The following is a 19,338-nucleotide window of genomic DNA, read 5'->3' as shown; positions in this document are numbered from 1 at the left end:
CTACTGCAGCAGACTTCGCTTCGTCCCGGCAGGCTCTTTGAGATTGGACTTCATTGCAGCCTGCTGCAACGACAATTTCCCATCTTCCATCCGGTATACCTTGTCGCAGTATTCAAGCATACGCTCATCATGGGTAACCATAATCGCCGCTTTCTGGCCTGAATTCACCTCTTGCGCGATCAGACTGACCACTTCATGTGCACGTTTGGTATCCAGGCTTGCTGTCGGCTCATCTGCCAGGATGATGTTGGGATCATTAATCAGGGCACGGGCAATCGCTGTCCGCTGCTTCTCACCACCGGACAGTTCTTCCGGAAAGCTCTTTAGTTTCGAGCCCAGCCCCAGCTTCTCCAGCAGCTTAGTGGCAAATTCTTTATCCTCTCTTTTAACCTTTCCCGACATCCTTTTTATAATTAGCAGTTGATCAAGCACATTCAAATAGGGAACCAAATTCGATGACTGCATAATAAATCCGATTTCTTTTAGTCTTGTATTCGCCAGCTCCTGGGCTGTAAGCGCAGAAATGTTATTTCCATTCAGCTTAACTTCTCCTTCTGAAGCTTTAAGCAGCGCTCCGGCAATGGACAAAAATGTACTTTTCCCGGAACCGGACGGTCCAACTACAGCAACAAACTCTCCCGGCTCCACTGATATGGACACATGATCGAGTGCGGCAATCCGATTACTTCCTTCGTTATAATACTTTGTGAGCTCCTTCATTTGTAATCCCTTAGTCATTATTCAACCCTCCCGAGCGCCTTGAGCGGATCAATCTTTGTGATCTTACGGACCGACACCATTGAACTTAAAATGGAGATAACCAGCAAAATGATGGAATAAGTTACAACCAGATTCGTTTCAAGTTTAAATGGCATTCCCTTAGGCATGATGGCAGCCGTTCCATAAGTAAGCAAGATTCCAACGACAATACTAATCAGCGAAAGCACAAACACTTGCGATACAATGGCTTTGCTCAAAAATCTGTTGCTGGCACCAATAGCTTTCATAATGCCAAACTGGCTTGTCTTCTGCATCGTTATGACATAAAAGAACACCCCAAGCACAAAGGCGGCGATGGCAAGCAGAAAGGCCAGCATCATCAAAATAGTGCCGTTCTCTTCTTTGTACCCTGGCATTCCTTGAACAGCTCCCGACCGGGTAACCGTGTCCGTACCTGTTAGCTTACTGTCCATTACGTCTGGATCAATGTCCTTGCCTTGCAGCATAATGGCATTAACAGGCCCTGTTACCCCTTTATCTGAACCCGGAGCCGCGAAGGCAATCTTCCGCCATTCAGCCATAGGGGTAAATACGGATGCCACATGGTTATAGGTCTGATTCTCGACAAATCCTATGATGGTTAATGCTTGCGTCGTACCGTCTAACTGAAAAGTATCACCGATGGCATAGCCCTCTTCCTTCATGGTCGAATTCACAATGACACCAGTGGGGTTCTCAGCAGACAAGCCTTTCCCTTCCACAACAGCAGGCTCCAGGAAGCTTCCCGGGTTAATTCCGATGATCGCGATATCCAGCTTATCTTCGTTTTTGGCGCTTTGCCCCTTTAACGCCGTCGCCATCGTACTTCCCATAGGTGCGGCAGCAATCACATTAGGCAGCAGCTCCACTTCTGGTATTAATTGATCCGAAAGCAGTGACTTGCTCATTGACGACTGCGCCCCTTCTTCGAAAATGACATAATCAGCCTTCATAGTCTTGAATGTTGACGCAGCTAGCGTAGATAACCCATTCCCTAAACCGGATAGTATAAATACCAGCCAGGCCAGCAGTACAAAAATAATGATGATCATTAAAAACCTCATTTTACTATGCATCAGTTCTTTCACAGCTAAAAACATTCTCTTTACCAGCTCCTTAATCTTGTTTTTATGACACTAGTGTCAATTTAATGCCACCATTGGGCTCGTCATATTTATTAAACCGCATAAATGACACTTGTGTCAAATTAAACCCAAGACTGAGGTTAGCTCTTGGCTCCTCCGATCCACATTTGAAACAACAGCTTTCCCCAGTCAGGAGTAGGGATATTCATCATATTAGGCGTATCGATTAAGTTAAAAAACACACCAATAAGTACAGGAAGTGGAATATCCTGCCGCAGTCCTTTATTCTGTTGTGCGCGTTCAAATAAGCGTGATAATTGAACTTTGAGCGTCATATGTGCTTCCTCAATAAATTCTAGATCTCTCGCTGCTGCAGAAGAGTTAGCAACATTAATTTTACCGGCATTTCCTAAAAGCTGATGCAGCGCAGACTCTTCCACATAAACGAGAAGCAGCTGTTCGAGGGCGTCCATAGGATCAGTCTCATCAATGGCTAATGCTTTTTCTAATACCGTTACCATTACCCGCTTCATACAAGCAGCCACAATCTCTTCTTTATTAGAATAATATTGATAAATAGTGCTTCGGGCGCCTGACAGATGCTCTGACAGCAATTTGAGATGGAACCCGTCATATCCATGCTCAAGCACTAGTTTTTTGGTCATATCAAGCAGTTCTGACTCCGTAAAAGACTGTTTTCTTCCCATCGAATCTCTTCCTTCTTAAGATGTTAAATAGAGTACATTTCTATCTCTGATTTTATTTATTATCAGTTTAGCATTGTTTATAAGCATTTCCCAATACCAAGACGCCATTGAAAATAATAACTGTATGAAATATCATACTTATGTGCAGATTGTCTATCACAAATGAGAGGCAGATAAAAAAGAATGAGCGAATTTTTGGGCTTGATGAAGGATCTCCGGTTCAGAAGAACCATGCGAATGCTTTTTAGATTCGTTTGGGCTTTCTGGTGGCTTAGCAAACAAAAGTATTTTATACCGAGACGGCGATTAGAAGCGAAAACAAAAGCCCTATACCGAAAGCAGGCATCCTATTTTACAAAGACCGCAATGGACATGGGCGGATTAATTATCAAGCTTGGGCAGCATATTAGTGCGCAGGTGGATTTTTTGCCGAAGGAAATTCTTGACGAATTGTCAAAGCTGCAGGATTCGGTAGATCCAGTAGATTTCTCTGAGATAAAACATAAGGTAGAGAGTGAACTCGGCGCGTTCATCAACGATATTTTTGCTGAGTTTAATACAGATCCTATCGCAGCGGCTTCCTTGGGCCAGGTACATCGGGCGGTATTACGAACAGGTGAACAAGTCGCAGTGAAGGTTATGCGTCCCGGGATCGAGCATATTATTGAAATTGATTCAAAATCCATACAAATTGCTGTCCGCTTATTAAAACGCCTGCCCCGGATTGCAGCCTTTATGGACCTTGATGCGGTGTATGGGGAATTTTACGATACCGTTATGGACGAGCTGGATTATCAAAAAGAGGGGCGAAACGCAGAAGAATTTCAGCAGCAGTTTACCCACCGGAAGGATATCGTTGTTCCAGGCATTCACTGGTCCTATACCACTTCAAAGGTGCTAACCATGGATTTTTTGGAAGGTGTTAAAATCAACCATTTCGCCCAGCTTGACGCCTGGGGTGTGGACCGGACGAAATTAGCGAAGGCTTTGCTGGAGATTTTCGTAGAACAGATTCTCGTAAACGGGTTCTTTCACGCGGACCCCCACCCGGGCAATGTGCTTGTGCAGCCTGACGGTACCATAGCCTTAATCGATTTTGGAATGGTTGGACGGATTGCAAAGGATATGAAGACACAGATGGTAGCCCTCCTAATGGCCGTATATTTAAAAGATGCTAACGGCGCAATTGATGCCCTCAACCGTTTGAGATTTTTAAGACGGAATACCGATTTAGAGGTGTTCTCAAGGAATCTTACGTTATTATTTGAACAAATCAACGGCGATACGTTTGACCTGGGTTTTGTGACATCCGGTGACAATGTTGAGGAGCTGCGTGATTTTCTCTATTCTCAGCCCTTTCAGTTACCGGCAAATACAACCTTTCTGGGAAAAGCAATGATCACAGTGTATGGACTCTGTCTGGGACTGGACCCTGAGCTTGATCTGATCGGGACCGCTAGACCTTACATCCAAAAGGTTGTACTTAAGGATCTGCGTGGAAGTGTCTTTTCCACCGTTGTAGATGAAGGCACGAGTCTTCTCAAAGGAATCCTACCGACGACTAAGAAGTTCATTTCTGCAGTAGACAGAATAGATAGCGGAAATTTACGGGTGAAGCTATCGAGTTCCTTTGAGAAAAAATTGATCGAGACGCAAAATAAAAATACAAGGCGGATTATTGCAACGATCATTGGAGCGGTATTTCTTCTGACTGCTTCCAACATGTGGAATGAAGTGAACCCTATCATTTCTTATGTGCTTGGCACCTTGGGGCTGCTCATTATGCTGAGCCAGCTGATAATAAGAGGAAACCGCCGTGATGTAAGACATGTCCGGCAGATGGATGCTATGCGTGAACGCAGCAGATTGGAAAGGCCGAAGTTCAAATAGGATGAATTATATAACAGACAGGACCGATATTTGATCGGTCCTTTTTTTGGGGTGATTCACTTGAAAACTATTTATAACTTGCGGTATCTTCCCGATTATTGCTTAGGTCATTAGTAGTAAAAAACATTTGGGTTAATACTTCTGTCAGTTCGCCTCTCTGCCGATAGTAAGTAACCAAATTATGTAGGTTAATGTTGTATTCGTGCAAGTACACCTTCTCAAACCCACTTAATCGTTCTGCGTATGCTCTATCAGGAATGCCATAATAGATATGAAAGTCATTATTTACACATCGGAGTCTTTCAGCTTTTTCCAGGAAAATGTTCCTTAAATCTAAATATTTCCGAGGAACATCCTTAGGAATTTCCTTTAAAAATGGGATGACCCAGCTAATCTCATCAGTATAGTCTTTTTTCTCCGTCTCCAAAAAGGTCTGGGGGCCGATAGTGTGAACAACCACGTTTAATTTAGTTAATAGTCCAAACAGCAATGCGGCATATCCCCCCATTGAAAGCCCAAAAACTATAATTTTATTGAATCTATCAGCTGGGATTATATCTTCTAAATAAGTAACCATTTGATCAAAGTTCTCTACATCGGAGATATTTGAAAGCCCCTTATGGTACCACGCTTTTTTTACGTCCCTAATAATAATCCTATTTACGCCCATGGAAAATGTCGAGTGAAAAAATTCAAATCGCGGAGGCGTAACTATACCATCTTCTAGGTCACCTCTACTACCGAACAAAATAAGTAACGTATCACTATCTCTGGTTAAATCGATGATAATATTTTTGTTTGAATTGGTTAGATATTTTTCAATTAAATGTTCATTGTGTCTGTTTATATAAAATTCTCCAACCATATTATTCAACCCTCTATTATATATAATAGTAGCATTCTTCTAATATTTCTTTTGCTTCAGCAATGAACACTTCATTAGTTGTTATCTGTAATAAACGCTCAAAATAATAAATAGACGTACGAATTTCACCATTCACTTTATACATAAACCCCAGATTATACAGTATATCTTCGCTATTCGGATTAAGAATATATCCCTGACGAAGTGCGCTGATGGCTGATTCAATATCATTCTCTAAATATCGAGTCATAGCCAAATAACTCATCCACTCTTCATCATTCTCAATCACATCTGTTAGTAATTCAATGATTTTCTTAGCTTTGGTAACATGTCCATTATCAATTAACACCGAGATCCCCTTTTTTAAGTCTCGATATTCATCCGATTTTGTGTTTTCTGTCTCATTAATTCCGTACCATGAATCGTAAATAAATCGCCATATAAGGTCCTGTTCCAGTTCTGTGGGATTTATAATTTGCAAATGAATTTGATAGGGTTTAGGTTGATACGACGCGCCAAGTTCCGTAATCATTATTTCACTGTCAAATACATAGTGTAAAAAGTCTCCGCAATTCGTATAATTACCAATTCTTACATCAAAATGAGTTTTGATGAAATCAGGTATTTCCATTGCTCCAAGGTGTAGCCCCTCTACAACCAAAGCAATGCCGGGCTTAAATGGCCTTTTCATCTATAATTTTTCTCCTTTCACAAGTTAATAGTATTATCGGGATTTTTAACGAATAAATGTATAATTGCTATCTAATTGAAAAACCTCTCCCTATTTAGCTACATAACAGTGACAAGTAAAGTGTAAATGTTTTTTTCAATTTGCAATAATCTAAGTCCTTGAGGTACAAGGATTTTTAGCGTATAACAGATACTTGGAATATTTAACACACTTTACCTTAACCCAAGCCTGGGGTCAACTCGTTTTTGACTCTGCGAAAGTCGATTAATAATATCAATAGGAACATTATGTAAAAAGGAGAGCAACTATTTTGTACAACTCAATAGTATCATTAGGTTGGTATTGTGCTACAGCAGCATCTTTATCCAAAAATGGATTTAGAAGTTTTTCCGGACCCTTTGATTGGTGTACTTCTGAATACGAAGGCGTACTCCATTTAATTGAAAGTGATTTTAAAGATTTTCTGTCTATTGAAAATATTGAAACATTTGATGAAAAACCAAAGGAATTTAAAGACTCCAAATATGGCATACTTTATAACCATGATATTCAGAACTCATTTGCTGAAGACTTCCCTGCCATAAAGGAAAAGTATAGTCGACGAATCCATCGATTCTTAGAAGAAACTAAAAAAGGAGTTTGTTTTATACGAGTTGTTAAACATCAACAAGAGCTAGAATACATTGCTTGCAACCATAATAAAATACATAGAATTATAACCAAAAATAACATTAACAATACTGTAATTTATCTTATTCCTAAATATATGTCTATACCACAGAATTTCCATGAAAAAAATTATATTTTAAACATCAACCTATATCAGGGAAATTACCGCGAAGCGTTTATTGGACTTTTTGACACGGTTCCAGATGATGATTTTATATTACAACTGAAAAATAATTATCCAGAGATAATGTATAAAGATAATCTTATCTATTATTTACAATCCGAACTTAAAATAGTCCAAAGCCAAAGCGCAAAATCTGCTCATTTATTACAATTACAAGCTATTAAAGATGTAGATAACGCCTACCATCAAATAAACATATATGAGAATAGATGGCAACGACTTATGAGGTTACATCGCGCTAATTTCAGTCATTTACCACTACCTTCTTCCATTGCAGTATATGGAGCTGGTGATATAGGAAAGGTCTTCTATGACAAAGCAAAAGATTTCACGAACATAAAATGTTTTATAGACAAGAATCCATGTGAAAAAGAATACCGTAACATACCTATTGTTAAATTAGCAGATTATACACCAGAACCTGGCACAACTATAATTGTCATCCCTACATATGCATATACAGAAATATGTAATGACCTAACATCATTATGTGATGTAGAAATATCTTCTATAGCAGCGCTTGAAACAGTTCTAGATTCTAACATCTTTTCAATAGCTTCAACGCCATTTTTGACAACGCAGGTGTAGTGATCACCGCTTTCAAATGATAAAGGACCGATATTTGATCGGTCCTCTTTCTATTTTCAGGCTTAAATAAAAAAAGAATTGATATTTAGGGCCTTCTGTCTTATACTCGTTAAAAAACATACCGATTGAATGTTTTAAGGAGGTTCACTTGAAAAAAAAGTATACGGCAAAGGAAGTCAGAAACTTAATACTCGATACGGCTTCTGTTTTATTTATTGAAAAAGGGTATGAGCAAACCTCTATCAGTGATATTGTTGCCGGATTGGATGGGCTCACCAGGGGGGCTGTTTACCACCACTTTGAATCCAAATATCACATTATTGTCGGAATCGCAAAAAGGTTTATACCGGAACAGGAGTTATTAGATTCTATTGATAAACGGAATGACCTAAGCGGCTTAGGAAAAATTCAAACCATTTTATTAGAATCGATGTTTAATGAGGATATTACAAAATCGACAGTCATTTCATTGTCTTTACTGAAGGATCCAATCTTTACTTCGATTTATAACGCTCAAATGTGCGAAGTTTTTGTTCCAATCTTAGAAAGGTATATTAATGCCGGCAATGCGGACGGTTCAATCACTGTACCACAATCGGCACAAATGGCAGAGGTCGTTATTTTATTAACAAGTACCTGGTTTATTCAGACCTTATTTCCAAACACAGCGGAATCGTTTTTCGAAAAATTAAAAACCGCCCAATACGTATTAAAGGTGAGCGGAATCGATGTTCTAAGCGATGAAGTCTGTTCAACAATCGTCCAAAAAATCACAGGAAATAACAAGCAACAAGAAGGAGCATCTGATGAGAAAAACCTTTAAAATTCTCGGAATAATTTTACTTTCCTTACTGATCCTTATTGCATTGTTTTTTGCAGGCGTTTATATCAACAATAAAATTCAACTGGGCCGTGAAGCTAAAAAGATCGTTCCTTACGGTGAAACCGTTGTTGTGGACGGAAAAAAAATGAATGTTCAGCTCTTCGGGAACGGAAGCAAGACAATTGTCCTTTTACCTGGCTATATGACAACTGCACCTATCATCGATTTCAAACAACTGATTGATGAGTTGGATAAAAACTATCGCGTGATTGCGATCGAGCCTTTCGGATATGGTTTAAGTGAGGATACAGACAAGGAAAGATCGGTTGAGAATATAACAGAGGAAATCCATGAGGTTCTGGTCAAGCAGGGAATTACCAAGTACACCATTATGGGACATTCCATTTCAGGAGTATACTCTCTTGAGTATATTCACAAATACCCCGATGAAGTTGAAGCTTTTATAGGAATTGACAGCAGTCTACCTTCTCAAGGAGATGGTACTGATAATAATGCGGAGGCTATCGAACTGCTAAGTAAATCGGGACTGTTCCGGTTATTCTCAAAGATGAACCCCGACATGTTGAACATTCCGGATGTGGGCGCAGAGCTGGGTAAGCAGTATAAATATTTATCACTGAAAAATATAGGTTCAAAAGCAACCATTAATGAAGGCAAGGCAATGTCCGAAAATTTCAAAAAAACGGCTGAGCTCCAGTATCCCAAGAATATGCCCGTATTATATTTTTTGGCTACTGAAAGTATGGATGCTAATGATAACTGGTTGAAGATTCATCAAGACATGGTTAAAGACAGTGATAAATCCGCTGTTAAAATCATAGAGGGAGAACACTATTTACACCATGCTCATTCTAAGCAATTAGCTGAGCTTACTGCAGCTTTTTTGGAATGATATTTTCGTCCCTACGCTTCAGCTGCTCTAGATAAAAATGAGGTTAACCGGAAACCCGGCTAACCTCAAAATCCTATCAATGCGGAAGCAGCGCTTTGCTGATCATCGTATCTACAATGCTGGCCTTGCGCTCGTCTTCCTCCTCGTCAAATATCCGGCCTTCATTATACGGGAAAGTATCCGAAACGGCGGCCCCTGCTCCTATTACTTGATCCGCACGGGCTTAAATCTGCGGTAGTCCCTCGTGATGGCCCTGCTCATTATCCCAAATTACTCTAAACTTAAAGAACCACCCGTTGTTAAGGAACTCAGCCAGCCTCATCACTACGTACAGTTACAACGACATTCCCCTTCTTATGTTTCTGTTCAACATACCGATGGGCATCGGGAATTTGTTCCAACGAATAGCATATATCGATGACCGGTTTGATTTTACCGGCTTCAAGAAGGCCTTGGAGGAAGATTAGGTCTTCAACGCAAGGTTTTTGCGACATATGCACACTCACATATTTCCCATTCGCACGCAGTGCTTTTTTAAGTGTCGATTTTTTAATTTTCGATATCGGTTTTCCGACGGCATCAAAGATTAAATCATAGCGTTCTTCAAGGGCCATGAAATCCTGTTTCGTATAATCTATGACTCGATCAGCTCCTATAGCTCTTACCATCCCAAGGTTGCCGGTACTGCATACCCCTGTTACATCTGCCCCGTAATATTTGGCAAGCTGCACTGCATACGTACCCACACTCCCAGAGGCTCCATAAATAAGGACCTTCATTCCGCCCGCGATATTCCCCTTCCTTAGAAAATTCAACGCGGTTGTTCCCCCTACGGGAACAGCGGAAGCCTGCTCATAGCTCACATTGGCCGGTTTGATGACCACCATTCCATCTTCAGGCAAACATTTGTACTCGGCATATGCACCGAAGCCAAAGCCACAAGCCGCAAATACCTGATCGCCGATCTTAAACCGTTTTACAGCTTTGCCTGCGGCTTCGACTTCCCCGGCTAGTTCAAACCCCAATATGGTTACCTTTTTGGGTTTCAGGAGACCATTGTACAGTCTTGAAAGGAACGGGTCAGCCTTTCGCATGCGCCAGTCCCCTGCTGTTACCGTTGTAGCATAGATCCTGATCAAGATTTCATTATCCTTGGGTATAGGCTTCTCCAGCTCCTTCAGGTGAAGAACATCGGGCGGACCGTATTTGGCATAAACAATTGCTCTCATGCTTTCCCCTCCTTGATTGTACTATTGTACATTCTAATGATTGCCTGAATGGACTGCAGATCCATTAAACCCTTTCATAATGAGCCACACCGCAAGGATCATTTCATTAGCGAATATCGGAAGCGCCAAGATTCCTCCCAATGCGGAGACTTGATCGATGACCCCGAACATTTCTGTCAAGGCAGCAAGAAGGATCAATGCTGAACCTGTCAAACCCAATACTGGGATGAACCTGGGTACAAGCTTTGACTTATAAAAGATATAGCTATACATCATCGTATTCATTCCCAGAAAGAAATTAGGTCCAAGCAAAAATGTCCAATCATGCACTGCTTTTAGCAATGTACCCGAAACCTGATATGAAGTGATATCCGGGGCCCCCTCTGCTACATAGGCCTGGCTTAAGGTTAACAAAGACAGTACCCTGATGATTCCGACCGTAATAACAAAGGCCTCCATTAACCGGAAGCAAACGTGCCATATCGCAATCGTTCTATTATATCTCTTCAAGAATGGGAACATTACGGTTGCAGTACCAGCCACTGAAACGACAAGAATCAACTCCATAGCCGCTCCCAGGATCACCTGGTTGGCATGTGCAGCACCTTGTAGCAGGTAGTCTGAATCGTTCAGAATCGGTTCATATAAAATAACACCTGCTATAGCTGTAATGGCAGCAATAATAAACAAAACACCTGCTATTCTTGATGCTGTCTTCGGTGAAAACTCCATTCCCTCATCTCTCCTCTGAGTTTTCTCCGTAAAAGAATACTTCTTCAAGCGGCAAGTTAAAGGCGTGAGCAATACGAAAGGCCAACTCCAGTGACGGGGAGTAGTTTCCTTTTTCAAGAGCTACAATCGTTTGTCTGGTTACCCCCACCTTGTCGGCCAGCTGCTGTTGTGTCATTTCATTGTGATTGAACCGCAATTTTCGGATGTAATTGCCAACAAGAACTTTACCCATTTTAGACTCCTCTCCGGTAGTGATATAGTCTCGATAAAGAACCGGTTACGTCTGAAAGAAAGCCAGAAGCAATAAGGACAATGAACATCACCTTCAAGGGCTGGTCTACAACCAGTGAGCCCATAGCCAGAAGAAAACCGGTGACAAATACAGCAAATGAATTCCGGAAGGCTACCAGATCAATCCGCTTATCCAGTTCATCCGCGAATGCGGGTTCCTTTTCTCCTGTAGTCATACGGAAGATGATGTTAAAAATAATGCTGATCACGATATGTGCTGCAATGGAAACCAAGGTCAATACAAGAACAAAAGATCCCCAGTAATGAAAGGTTACTTTGGAATCCAGCACTTCATTGGGGTACTCCTGGTATTTGTACAAGCAATACACTGTAAAAATGAGTATGGTGCTGATTAGCGATACGATGCTTTTCTTTTCTTGATAGGTCATGTATGACACCGCCTTTAACAAAGTTAAATCCACTAAACATAATGTATAGTAAACTATACATAAAGTCAACTTTATTATACAAAAAAGGCGTTAATATTTGAATAGATAGTTCTCAACTAGGGTAATTTTAATGGTAAGGTTTTCAGTACATCCTTTAACGGCAAGTTTTAAAAGGGGATTTCAGATGACTCCTTTACTCCTATAACTCCCTCCTGTTCGGCCGCCATAAGAGTTCAACGTTAATTATGAAGGAGAGAAAAAAGCCATGCGCAAAACTAAAATTGTCTGTACCATTGGTCCCTCTAGCGAAAGCCCCGAAATGCTCCGCAGAATGATCCAAGCCGGTATGAATGTCGCCCGCCTGAACTTCGCTCACGGAGAGCTGGACGAGCACGCGGAGCGCATCCGCCGTATACGGGAAGCAGCCAAGGAGCTGGACCAATACGTTGCCGTCCTGCTCGACATTAAAGGTCCGGAAATCCGCATCGGCAAAATGGCCTCAGACTATGCGGAGCTGGTACCGGGTGAAATCGTGGTTCTCACCACCGAGGAAGTGCTCGGCACCAAGGACCGCATCCAAGTAACCTACAAGCAGCTGCCCCAGGATGTGAAGCCCGGCAGCATCATTCTGATCGACGATGGTCTGGTCCGTCTGGAGGTCGTACAGACCGAAGGCACCGAGATCACCTGCCTCATCAAGAATGGAGGCAAGCTGAAGCAGCGCAAGGGTGTCAACGTTCCCGGCGTCAAAACCAGCCTTCCCGGCGTAACCGAGAAGGACATCCGGCATATCAAGTTCGGCATTGAGCAGAACATCGACATCATCGCCCAATCCTTCGTCCGCAAAGCCGAAGACATTCTCGAGATCAAACATATCCTCAGCGAGCACAATGCCGGCCATATCCAGGTCATCGCCAAGATCGAAAATGACGAGGGCGTGGAGAACCTGGACGCCATCCTGAACGTAGCCGACGGCCTGATGGTTGCCCGCGGCGATCTGGGCGTAGACCTGCCGGTGGAGGACGTTCCGCTGGTTCAGAAAGACATGATCAAGAAGTGCAACCTGGCCGGTAAACCGGTCATCACCGCCACACACATGCTCGAGTCCATGCAGATGAACCCGCGTCCGACCCGTGCGGAAGCGGGTGACGTCGCCAACGCCATCTTTGACGGCACCGATTCAGTCATGCTGTCCGGAGAATCCGCCGCAGGCAAGTACCCGCTGGAGTCTGTCGAGACCCTGGCCCGCATCGCCGCCCGTGCCGAATCCGTCCTGGGTCGCTACAGCCGCAGCAGCTCCAAGGGTGACGAGACTGCCACTGACATAACCGGCGCCATCGGCGAAGCCGTTGCCCACACCGCGCACGAGCTCTCCGCCAAGGCCATTCTCGCCCTGACTGAAAGCGGCTTTACCGCCCGGATGATCGCCAAGCACAAACCGAATGCACCAGTCATCGCCGTATCCACCAAAGAGAGCGTGCTGTACGCCCTGTCCTTGACCTGGGGTGTAACCCCGCTGCTCCGCAGCGAGTCCGCTTCCGGCACTGATGCAGCCGTAGCAACCGCAGTTGAATTAGCCAAGTCGGCCGGTTACGTTCAGGATGGCGACCTGGTGGTTATCACCGCTGGCGTTCCTGTAGGCCGCACCGGAACCACCAACCTGCTGCGGGTTCACCAGGTAGGCGAATTGCTCTAAGAAATAAAACATCCGTAGCAGGTGCGTGCGATAGGCTCCTGCTACGGATGTTTTTGTAAACACATTCTACTCATGAAGATCAGGTAATTAATACTGGCAGCGTTATGTCACTTTTCCCAAACCAGATCATCAATTTTCCAGCCAGCGTCCGTGTAAACCAAAGTGATGATTTCTTTATGCGGGGCATACAGGCCATCACCGACCTCATTCGTTACAGTGATCTTCTTACCGTCTTTTTCGTTTTCGATGCTCACACTGTCTTCGATAAGACTGTTGATGAACGTCCCCTCAAGCAGCTCACCACCCTCGTAAGCATACGCCCACGTTCCGTCTGTTTCTTTGAGGTTGCCACCATTTAGCTCAATCTGATCCACATAATCGCGGGTGAACAGCGGGTCATAATGCTCATAAATTTCTTCTGTAGTTAGCATCGGCTTCTTCGCGAACAGCCTATTGCTCATCTCGATCGCTTCTGAGATTAGCGTGATGGCTTCTGCTTTGTTTAACGGCTTGATTTCCTTGGATTCTGTAGGGGCGTTCACCGGTTCGGAATCTGTTTTGCTGGAACAACCCGTAATCATCAAAGCTGCAATCAGCAAGAGCATACCCGGCCAATTTGAAATTTTCACCATTCTGCACTACCTTCTCTCTAATGATGTCACTGCCGCTTTCTTTTAGTCTTCTGCAGCACGCCTTACACCATTTTAAACGCAGGGCACTTCAGTAATGTTTCTTCATAATGATATTTTGCATTAGTATTTTCGATTTATCACATACAAAAGATTCATTTTACTAATGCATCAACAAGCCATAGTATAGTGGTATCAATAAATGCTTGAAAGGAGTTAAAAAGATGAGAGAAATAAGAGTTTATCATGTCGATGCTTTTACAACAGAAAAGTTTGGCGGTAATACAGCAGGTGTCGTGTTAGATGCGGAAAAATTAACGGAAGATGAGATGCAGAGCATCGCAAAAGAATTAAATTTACCAGAATCTGCATTTTTACTACCTTCAAATAACAAGGAAATCGATTATAAAGTAAAATACTTTACTCCTACTGAAGAAATCAACTTCTGTGGCCATGCAACTGTCGGGTTAACCTGGCTTTTGGCAACTGAGTTTGGTCTGGCAGAGAAAAAAGGAGGGATTGTGTTAGAAACAAATATAGGTAAAATACCGGTTGTATGGCATAAAGAGAATGGAAACATAATTGATGTGGAAATGATACAAGTCACTCCAAAAACGCAAGATTTTACAATCGACCCTGAAGAGCTTAGCCAGTTGATCGGCGTCAAAACAGAAAGCATAGACCTAACCCATCCAATCAAACTGGCCAATACTGGAAACTGGCATTTACTTGTCCCTATGAAAAATCAAGAGGACATTGACAATGCTATACCAGATTTAGCGGCTTTAGGAAAGCATAATAAAGAACATAATATCAGCACAACACATCTTTATACTTTTAACACCGCGAAAGAATGCGATTTATATACCAGAGACTTCGCACCGGGGATTGGCATACCTGAGGATCCCGTAACAGGGGCAGCAAACGGCGCATTAGCTGGTCTCCTCTATTTAGAAGGTGTTATTCCTCAAACTGAGACAACACATCTTAAAATTGCTCAAGGAGATGCGATAGGAAGACCGGGAATGCTTTCTGTAACTGTTGTTCCGAATAATTTAGAGCCAGTTATCAAAGTAGCAGGAGCAGCAATCATCACTATTCGCGGTATCTTAACTATATAAAAAATATCAGCTTGAATTAGAGGGCATCTTATTCAAGCTGATCCTAATTAAAATATTCTTTAACGATGCCTATAAACTTCTTTATGGAAGGGGCTGATTGCTTAATGGATTTTATGGCAATACCTATTTCACGATACAAATTCGTATCTAGCGGAATCAATTTCGTGTTAGGTATGTTATGCGGTAAGACCATTTTTGGAATAATTGTTATCCCCAGCCCTTCCCTGGATACCCGGAAATCTTTTTATAAAAATATGAATGAGACCGGGAAGGAATTTTGATGAAAAACTGGGAAAGGTCCCAATTTTAATGGTTCCGACTTCAATTCCTTGAATAAGTGCCGCTTCCTGCTCCAGCAATTTTGCATGATGAATGATCTGCCGAATGTGAGGTATAACTCGCTCTCCTGCATCTGTTAAAGATATTCCATTCCGATTACGCCGGAGCAATACGATTCCCAATTCTGTTTCAAGTGTTGAAATGTTATGACTAACGCCTGATTGAGACAACCCTAGTTTTTCGCCAGCTTTTGTAAAGCTACCACTCTCAACAACCGTTAAAAAAACTTTGTACTGAAAAATAGCCAATACCTCACCCCATTCTTAAAAAATGATTTCATCAATCACGAAAGAAACAGTCCGAGCCTTCTCTCCATCCAGGAAGTTCGGTTTCACCGTCCACAGGACACGGACTACACTTACCTTCGAACGCATTTTGTGTTGAAGCATCATCCCTGCTCCTCGTCTCCTAACGCAAAATCAACGGCAGCCTCGGCATGAAGTCTTGTTGTATCATATACCGGGATATTACAATCTTCTTGAGAGATGAGCATAGTGATTTCCGTACATCCGAGAATAACAGCCTCTGCTCCACTACAGATAAGGCGGTCAATGATGTCCATATACTTTTTCTTTGAATCCTCATTTATTATTCCAAGACACAGCTCATCATAAATAATATCGTGAATAACCCTTCTATCTGCTTCTTCCGGAACAACAACCTCAAGTCCAAACCGATCAATAAGCCGTCCCTTGTAAAATTCTTGCTCCATAGTAAAGGCTGTCCCTAACAAAGCCACCTTTTTTAGATTATCATTAACTATTTTCTTGGCAGTCGCATCTGCGATATGAAGTAAAGGAACCGAGACCGATTCCATCACTTCGGGTGCCATCTTGTGCATCGTATTTGTGCATATGACTATGACATCGGCTCCGCCCGCTTCAAGTGTTTGTGCAGATTCAATCATGACTTTTGTGGCTTCTGCCCAATTCCCTTGATGTTGGAGATCCTTGATTTCTTGAAAATCTACGGAATATAGCAAACTCTTTGCTGAGTGGTGTCCCCCCTTTCTTACTTTTACCGTCTCATTGATGATTTGGTAATAGAGCATGGATGATTCCCAACTCATACCACCTATAAGGCCTATTGTCTTCATGGTCTCCTTAACACTCCTTATTTATCTATTTTTTAACAAGTATAACTGATATGCTGCAAAACGCAGATAAAAACTTGCCCCTATCTATGACACGGTTCACCGTACTAGCTGTAACGGCAAATTTTTAGGGCCATCCTTTAGAGGATGGCCCTTTCTTTTGGGGATGCAAGGCATTCAGCGACTTGAACGAGGTCTTCCTTTTGGATACCTATACTATCTCTTTATTAAAATGTCCTCTTGTGTCTGTTTCCTGATTAAAGACAGCATTATTCATTGAGCCATTTAATTTGCCTGAGGCCATATTAATCACTTTCACAACCTGCTCTTTAGATTCAACTGTGAAGTTTAATCTGAGCGCCTCGATTCCTTTGATGTTTGGCAGCTCATCTAAAAGATTAAGCGTCTTCCCGTTAAGAATAGTCGTTGTACAATCATCATGGGAAAGGATAGGGAACGTTCCGTGCTCATCTTTTAACTCATAGCTCTTCGTTTTGCAAATTCTGCATTGATTCATTTTTTTCATCGGACAATATTTTGTAAACATCAACGGAGCCCTGCCATATACGATCATTTCCAGTGCAGGATAGCCGTCATTTTCTTCAACATAGGCATTCATTAAATCTTCAATTTGGCTCTTATTCAATTCATAAGATAATGTGACTCGTTTGGCACCTAATTTATATAATTCATAGCAACTGGTAGCATTAATAACATTTAGAGAATAGTCCGTAACGAACGGATTTGTTTCTCTGTAGTGATATATTCCGCCATATCCTCCGATGAGCAGCTGCCCTTCTTTTTCCTTATACTCATTCTGATTTCTTCTAACCACATTTTCAAAATAGATTTCCTTAATTCCACAGCTCACGCAAGCATCATACTGTTCCTTGTTCGTTACAGAGGCCGTAAGGTATGGTTGTGCAGGGGCAAAGCTTATTTTTTCTTTTGCTTTCAAAGCCTTGGTTCTTTTCTGCTGGCTGTTAAGCTTTAAGTCATATAAGCCCTGTACAATATCTCTTCTTGCTGCATTTAACAGTTTAGCTGGAATAAATGCATTGCATTCCTCAAAATCGACATCATTAAGTTCGAATATTGTATCATTTAATCTTGAGAATTGCTTGATTACCTGATCTTTTGTTGTTGGGTTATTAATGGCTTCGCCTAGTATTTCCTCACTCTCATAAAAATAATGAAAGCCTAAGCCCTCCGCATCTATGAAAAGCTTTGAACCCGGACTTGCATATACTCTAATATCCAGGTTAAACCGCTTAAATTCTTTTTCCAGTGATGCTTCTAATTCTTTGTGGTAGTAATAATCCTTCGTTTTATATACTATATCTCCCGTAGACATCTTTTCTGTGACTTTGATATAGCAAACATCATCTGCTTTGTTGATCAATTCACCAGCTTTATCGTACAGTTTTGCAACCGTTAAATTAATATCTTCATTGTTATGACTTATTCGGATGGTATCGTTTTGATTTAAAGGACGTGTAAGTGTTATTTCATACCGATCTTTATCCACCTTGCTGATTGTTCCAATTTCATAACCAAAGTTATTAGGTTTTGAGATGTTCGTAATATTTCTCCTGTCTTCGTTAAACAAATATCCTTTAGTAAATGTCCTATTGAATGTTTTTTTCAGGTTTTCTTTATCTTCTTCGGTTATTTTATGATCTAAGGCCCTGCGATATTTGGATACAACATTAGCAACATACGTAGGTGCTTTCATTCTGCCTTCTATTTTCAAAGAATCGATTTCTTTTAAATCATGGATGTAATCGATTGTGTTTAAGTCCTTAGTAGATAGAATATAGCTTTTCCCTAAAGATGTATCTGTTGTCTTATCCATTAGTTCATACTCTTTACGGCATGAACCCACACATCTTCCGCGGTTTGCGCACCGGTTGCCGAGTAATCCTGACATTAGACAGTTTCCCGAATAAGATACACATAAAGCACCGTGAACGAAAATTTCTAAAGGTATGTCAGCGGTTCTTTTGATCTCTTTTACTTTTTCAATCTTAACCTCACGGGACAGAACAACTCTTTTAGCACCAAGCTCTTTAAACAATAAAGTTCCGTCTAAATCGTCTATTCCCATTTGAGTGGAACAATGTGCTTCCATATCAAGAAAGTTGTTAACGATATAATCGAAAGCAGTCAGGTCCTGGACGATAATACCATCAACACCGAGTTCATTTAACTCATTTATCTGCTCTTTCATCTCTTCAACTTCTTTCGAAAACGATGGTATTCATTGCAACATAGATTTTAACGTCCCTCAGGTGCGCATAGGTAACAGCCTCTTTTAACGATTCAAAATCAAAATTAGTAGAGTATGCGCGTGCACCAAATTTTTGCATTCCTAAGTATATTGCATCACAACCGTTAGATATTGCAGCTTTTAAAGCTTCCATATTTCCTGCTGGAGCTAATAATTCAGTCATTTCTTCCTCCGTATGGGATATTTTTTGTTACGCCTATATAGCCCTGGTCTTTCGACAAGTCAAACTCAGCACCATTGATCATAAAATAAGATTTTCACTTAAGCTACGGCAAAAAGCACAAACCAATGGTTTGTGCTCAGGCTGTCGAGAAAGTCTCGACAGCCTTCTTTATGTGATCTTGGTTTCACACGA

Annotated in this window: 20 protein-coding genes and 1 pseudogene; 6 read left to right on the top strand and 15 right to left on the bottom strand. The window is 41.6% G+C overall.

Annotated elements, in window-relative coordinates; translation table 11 throughout:
• The 3 genes from AWJ19_RS05855 to AWJ19_RS05845 all read right to left on the bottom strand — a co-directional run bounded on the left by AWJ19_RS05855 (position 1) and on the right by AWJ19_RS05845 (position 2,551).
• Positions 1-738, bottom strand: coding sequence for an ABC transporter ATP-binding protein (locus AWJ19_RS05855; RefSeq protein WP_068722120.1), 738 nt, complete (start codon positions 736-738; stop codon positions 1-3).
• Complete coding sequence (locus AWJ19_RS05850) at positions 738-1,859, bottom strand: FtsX-like permease family protein (RefSeq protein ID WP_068722119.1); 1,122 nt, start codon at positions 1,857-1,859, stop codon at positions 738-740. Before AWJ19_RS05850 ends, AWJ19_RS05855 begins: the two co-directional genes overlap by 1 nt.
• A gap of 125 nt (positions 1,860-1,984) precedes the next feature.
• Positions 1,985-2,551, bottom strand: a complete 567-nt coding sequence (locus AWJ19_RS05845; protein ID WP_068722118.1) for a TetR/AcrR family transcriptional regulator — start codon at positions 2,549-2,551, stop codon at positions 1,985-1,987.
• Positions 2,552-2,734: 183 nt separating this feature from the next.
• Here AWJ19_RS05845 and AWJ19_RS05840 point away from each other — a divergent pair, with 183 nt between their 5' ends.
• Entirely contained in the window at positions 2,735-4,441 is a 1,707-nt protein-coding gene (locus AWJ19_RS05840) for an AarF/UbiB family protein (RefSeq protein WP_068722117.1), read from the top strand.
• A gap of 67 nt (positions 4,442-4,508) precedes the next feature.
• Here the strand turns inward: AWJ19_RS05840 and AWJ19_RS05835 are convergent, their stop codons facing one another.
• Positions 4,509-5,306: an alpha/beta hydrolase gene (locus AWJ19_RS05835; RefSeq protein ID WP_068722116.1), complete on the bottom strand. Its 798-nt coding sequence runs from the start codon at positions 5,304-5,306 to the stop codon at positions 4,509-4,511.
• A 16-nt stretch (positions 5,307-5,322) separates the two neighbouring features.
• Complete coding sequence (locus tag AWJ19_RS05830) at positions 5,323-5,997, bottom strand: hypothetical protein (RefSeq protein ID WP_068722115.1); 675 nt, start codon at positions 5,995-5,997, stop codon at positions 5,323-5,325.
• 310 nt (positions 5,998-6,307) lie between these two features.
• On the opposite strand from AWJ19_RS05830, the gene AWJ19_RS05825 reads away from it, so the two are divergent.
• The 3 genes from AWJ19_RS05825 (at position 6,308) to AWJ19_RS05815 (ending at position 9,174) form a co-directional block, all read left to right on the top strand.
• Positions 6,308-7,438, top strand: a complete 1,131-nt coding sequence (locus AWJ19_RS05825; RefSeq protein ID WP_068722114.1) for a DUF1796 family putative cysteine peptidase — start codon at positions 6,308-6,310, stop codon at positions 7,436-7,438.
• A 148-nt stretch (positions 7,439-7,586) separates the two neighbouring features.
• A complete protein-coding gene (locus AWJ19_RS05820; RefSeq protein WP_068722113.1) occupies positions 7,587-8,261 on the top strand; it encodes a TetR/AcrR family transcriptional regulator in 675 nt (224 codons plus the stop codon).
• Positions 8,245-9,174 carry an alpha/beta hydrolase gene (locus AWJ19_RS05815; protein ID WP_068722112.1) on the top strand — a complete coding sequence of 310 codons (930 nt, stop codon included), beginning with the start codon at positions 8,245-8,247 and terminating at the stop codon, positions 9,172-9,174. The genes AWJ19_RS05820 and AWJ19_RS05815 overlap by 17 nt, the downstream gene beginning before the upstream one ends.
• Positions 9,175-9,482: 308 nt before the next feature.
• Here AWJ19_RS05815 and AWJ19_RS05810 read toward each other — a convergent pair whose 3' ends face one another.
• Genes AWJ19_RS05810 through AWJ19_RS05795 form a run of 4 tightly spaced genes read right to left on the bottom strand, consistent with a single transcriptional unit; the run spans position 9,483 to position 11,815 of the window.
• Positions 9,483-10,403, bottom strand: coding sequence for an NAD(P)-dependent alcohol dehydrogenase (locus AWJ19_RS05810; protein WP_068722111.1), 921 nt, complete (start codon positions 10,401-10,403; stop codon positions 9,483-9,485).
• A gap of 33 nt (positions 10,404-10,436) precedes the next feature.
• Complete coding sequence (locus tag AWJ19_RS05805; RefSeq protein ID WP_068722110.1) at positions 10,437-11,135, bottom strand: DUF4386 domain-containing protein; 699 nt, start codon at positions 11,133-11,135, stop codon at positions 10,437-10,439.
• A 4-nt stretch (positions 11,136-11,139) separates the two neighbouring features.
• The gene (locus tag AWJ19_RS05800) at positions 11,140-11,367 is read right to left on the bottom strand and encodes a helix-turn-helix transcriptional regulator (protein WP_068722109.1); all 228 of its coding nucleotides are present in this window, start codon (positions 11,365-11,367) and stop codon (positions 11,140-11,142) included.
• A 1-nt stretch (position 11,368) separates the two neighbouring features.
• Positions 11,369-11,815 (bottom strand): hypothetical protein, encoded by a 447-nt coding sequence (locus tag AWJ19_RS05795; protein ID WP_068722108.1) that lies wholly within the window; start codon positions 11,813-11,815, stop codon positions 11,369-11,371.
• Positions 11,816-12,080: 265 nt separating this feature from the next.
• Between AWJ19_RS05795 and pyk the strand changes: the two genes are divergently transcribed.
• Entirely contained in the window at positions 12,081-13,511 is a 1,431-nt protein-coding gene (gene pyk / locus AWJ19_RS05790) for a pyruvate kinase (RefSeq protein ID WP_068722107.1), read from the top strand.
• A gap of 107 nt (positions 13,512-13,618) precedes the next feature.
• On the opposite strand, the gene AWJ19_RS05785 is transcribed toward pyk, so the two are convergent.
• Complete coding sequence (locus AWJ19_RS05785) at positions 13,619-14,143, bottom strand: hypothetical protein (protein ID WP_068722106.1); 525 nt, start codon at positions 14,141-14,143, stop codon at positions 13,619-13,621.
• A gap of 221 nt (positions 14,144-14,364) precedes the next feature.
• Here AWJ19_RS05785 and AWJ19_RS05780 point away from each other — a divergent pair, with 221 nt between their 5' ends.
• Positions 14,365-15,261 carry a PhzF family phenazine biosynthesis protein gene (locus AWJ19_RS05780; protein WP_068722105.1) on the top strand — a complete coding sequence of 299 codons (897 nt, stop codon included), beginning with the start codon at positions 14,365-14,367 and terminating at the stop codon, positions 15,259-15,261.
• 43 nt (positions 15,262-15,304) lie between these two features.
• Here the strand turns inward: AWJ19_RS05780 and AWJ19_RS05775 are convergent.
• The 5 genes and pseudogenes from AWJ19_RS05775 to AWJ19_RS35605 all read right to left on the bottom strand — a co-directional run bounded on the left by AWJ19_RS05775 (position 15,305) and on the right by AWJ19_RS35605 (position 19,146).
• A pseudogene (locus AWJ19_RS05775) lies at positions 15,305-15,848 on the bottom strand (LysR family transcriptional regulator).
• A 15-nt stretch (positions 15,849-15,863) separates the two neighbouring features.
• Positions 15,864-15,992, bottom strand: a complete 129-nt coding sequence (locus tag AWJ19_RS37195) for a hypothetical protein (protein ID WP_277815783.1) — start codon at positions 15,990-15,992, stop codon at positions 15,864-15,866.
• Positions 15,989-16,696, bottom strand: coding sequence for an aspartate/glutamate racemase family protein (locus tag AWJ19_RS05770; RefSeq protein ID WP_068722104.1), 708 nt, complete (start codon positions 16,694-16,696; stop codon positions 15,989-15,991). Before AWJ19_RS05770 ends, AWJ19_RS37195 begins: the two co-directional genes overlap by 4 nt.
• A gap of 208 nt (positions 16,697-16,904) precedes the next feature.
• Positions 16,905-18,923, bottom strand: a complete 2,019-nt coding sequence (locus tag AWJ19_RS05765) for a DUF3656 domain-containing protein (protein WP_198536474.1) — start codon at positions 18,921-18,923, stop codon at positions 16,905-16,907.
• Between the two features lie 4 nt (positions 18,924-18,927).
• A complete protein-coding gene (locus AWJ19_RS35605; protein ID WP_198536473.1) occupies positions 18,928-19,146 on the bottom strand; it encodes a hypothetical protein in 219 nt (72 codons plus the stop codon).
• Positions 19,147-19,338: the final 192 nt, after the last annotated feature.

It is taken from the genome of Paenibacillus sp. DMB5 (genome assembly GCF_001517085.1).
In the GTDB taxonomy this organism is placed as follows: Bacteria; Bacillota; Bacilli; order Paenibacillales; family Paenibacillaceae; genus Paenibacillus_AQ.
The sequence above is the reverse complement of the archived record's forward strand: the minus strand, read 5'-3'. Positions and strand labels throughout refer to the sequence as shown.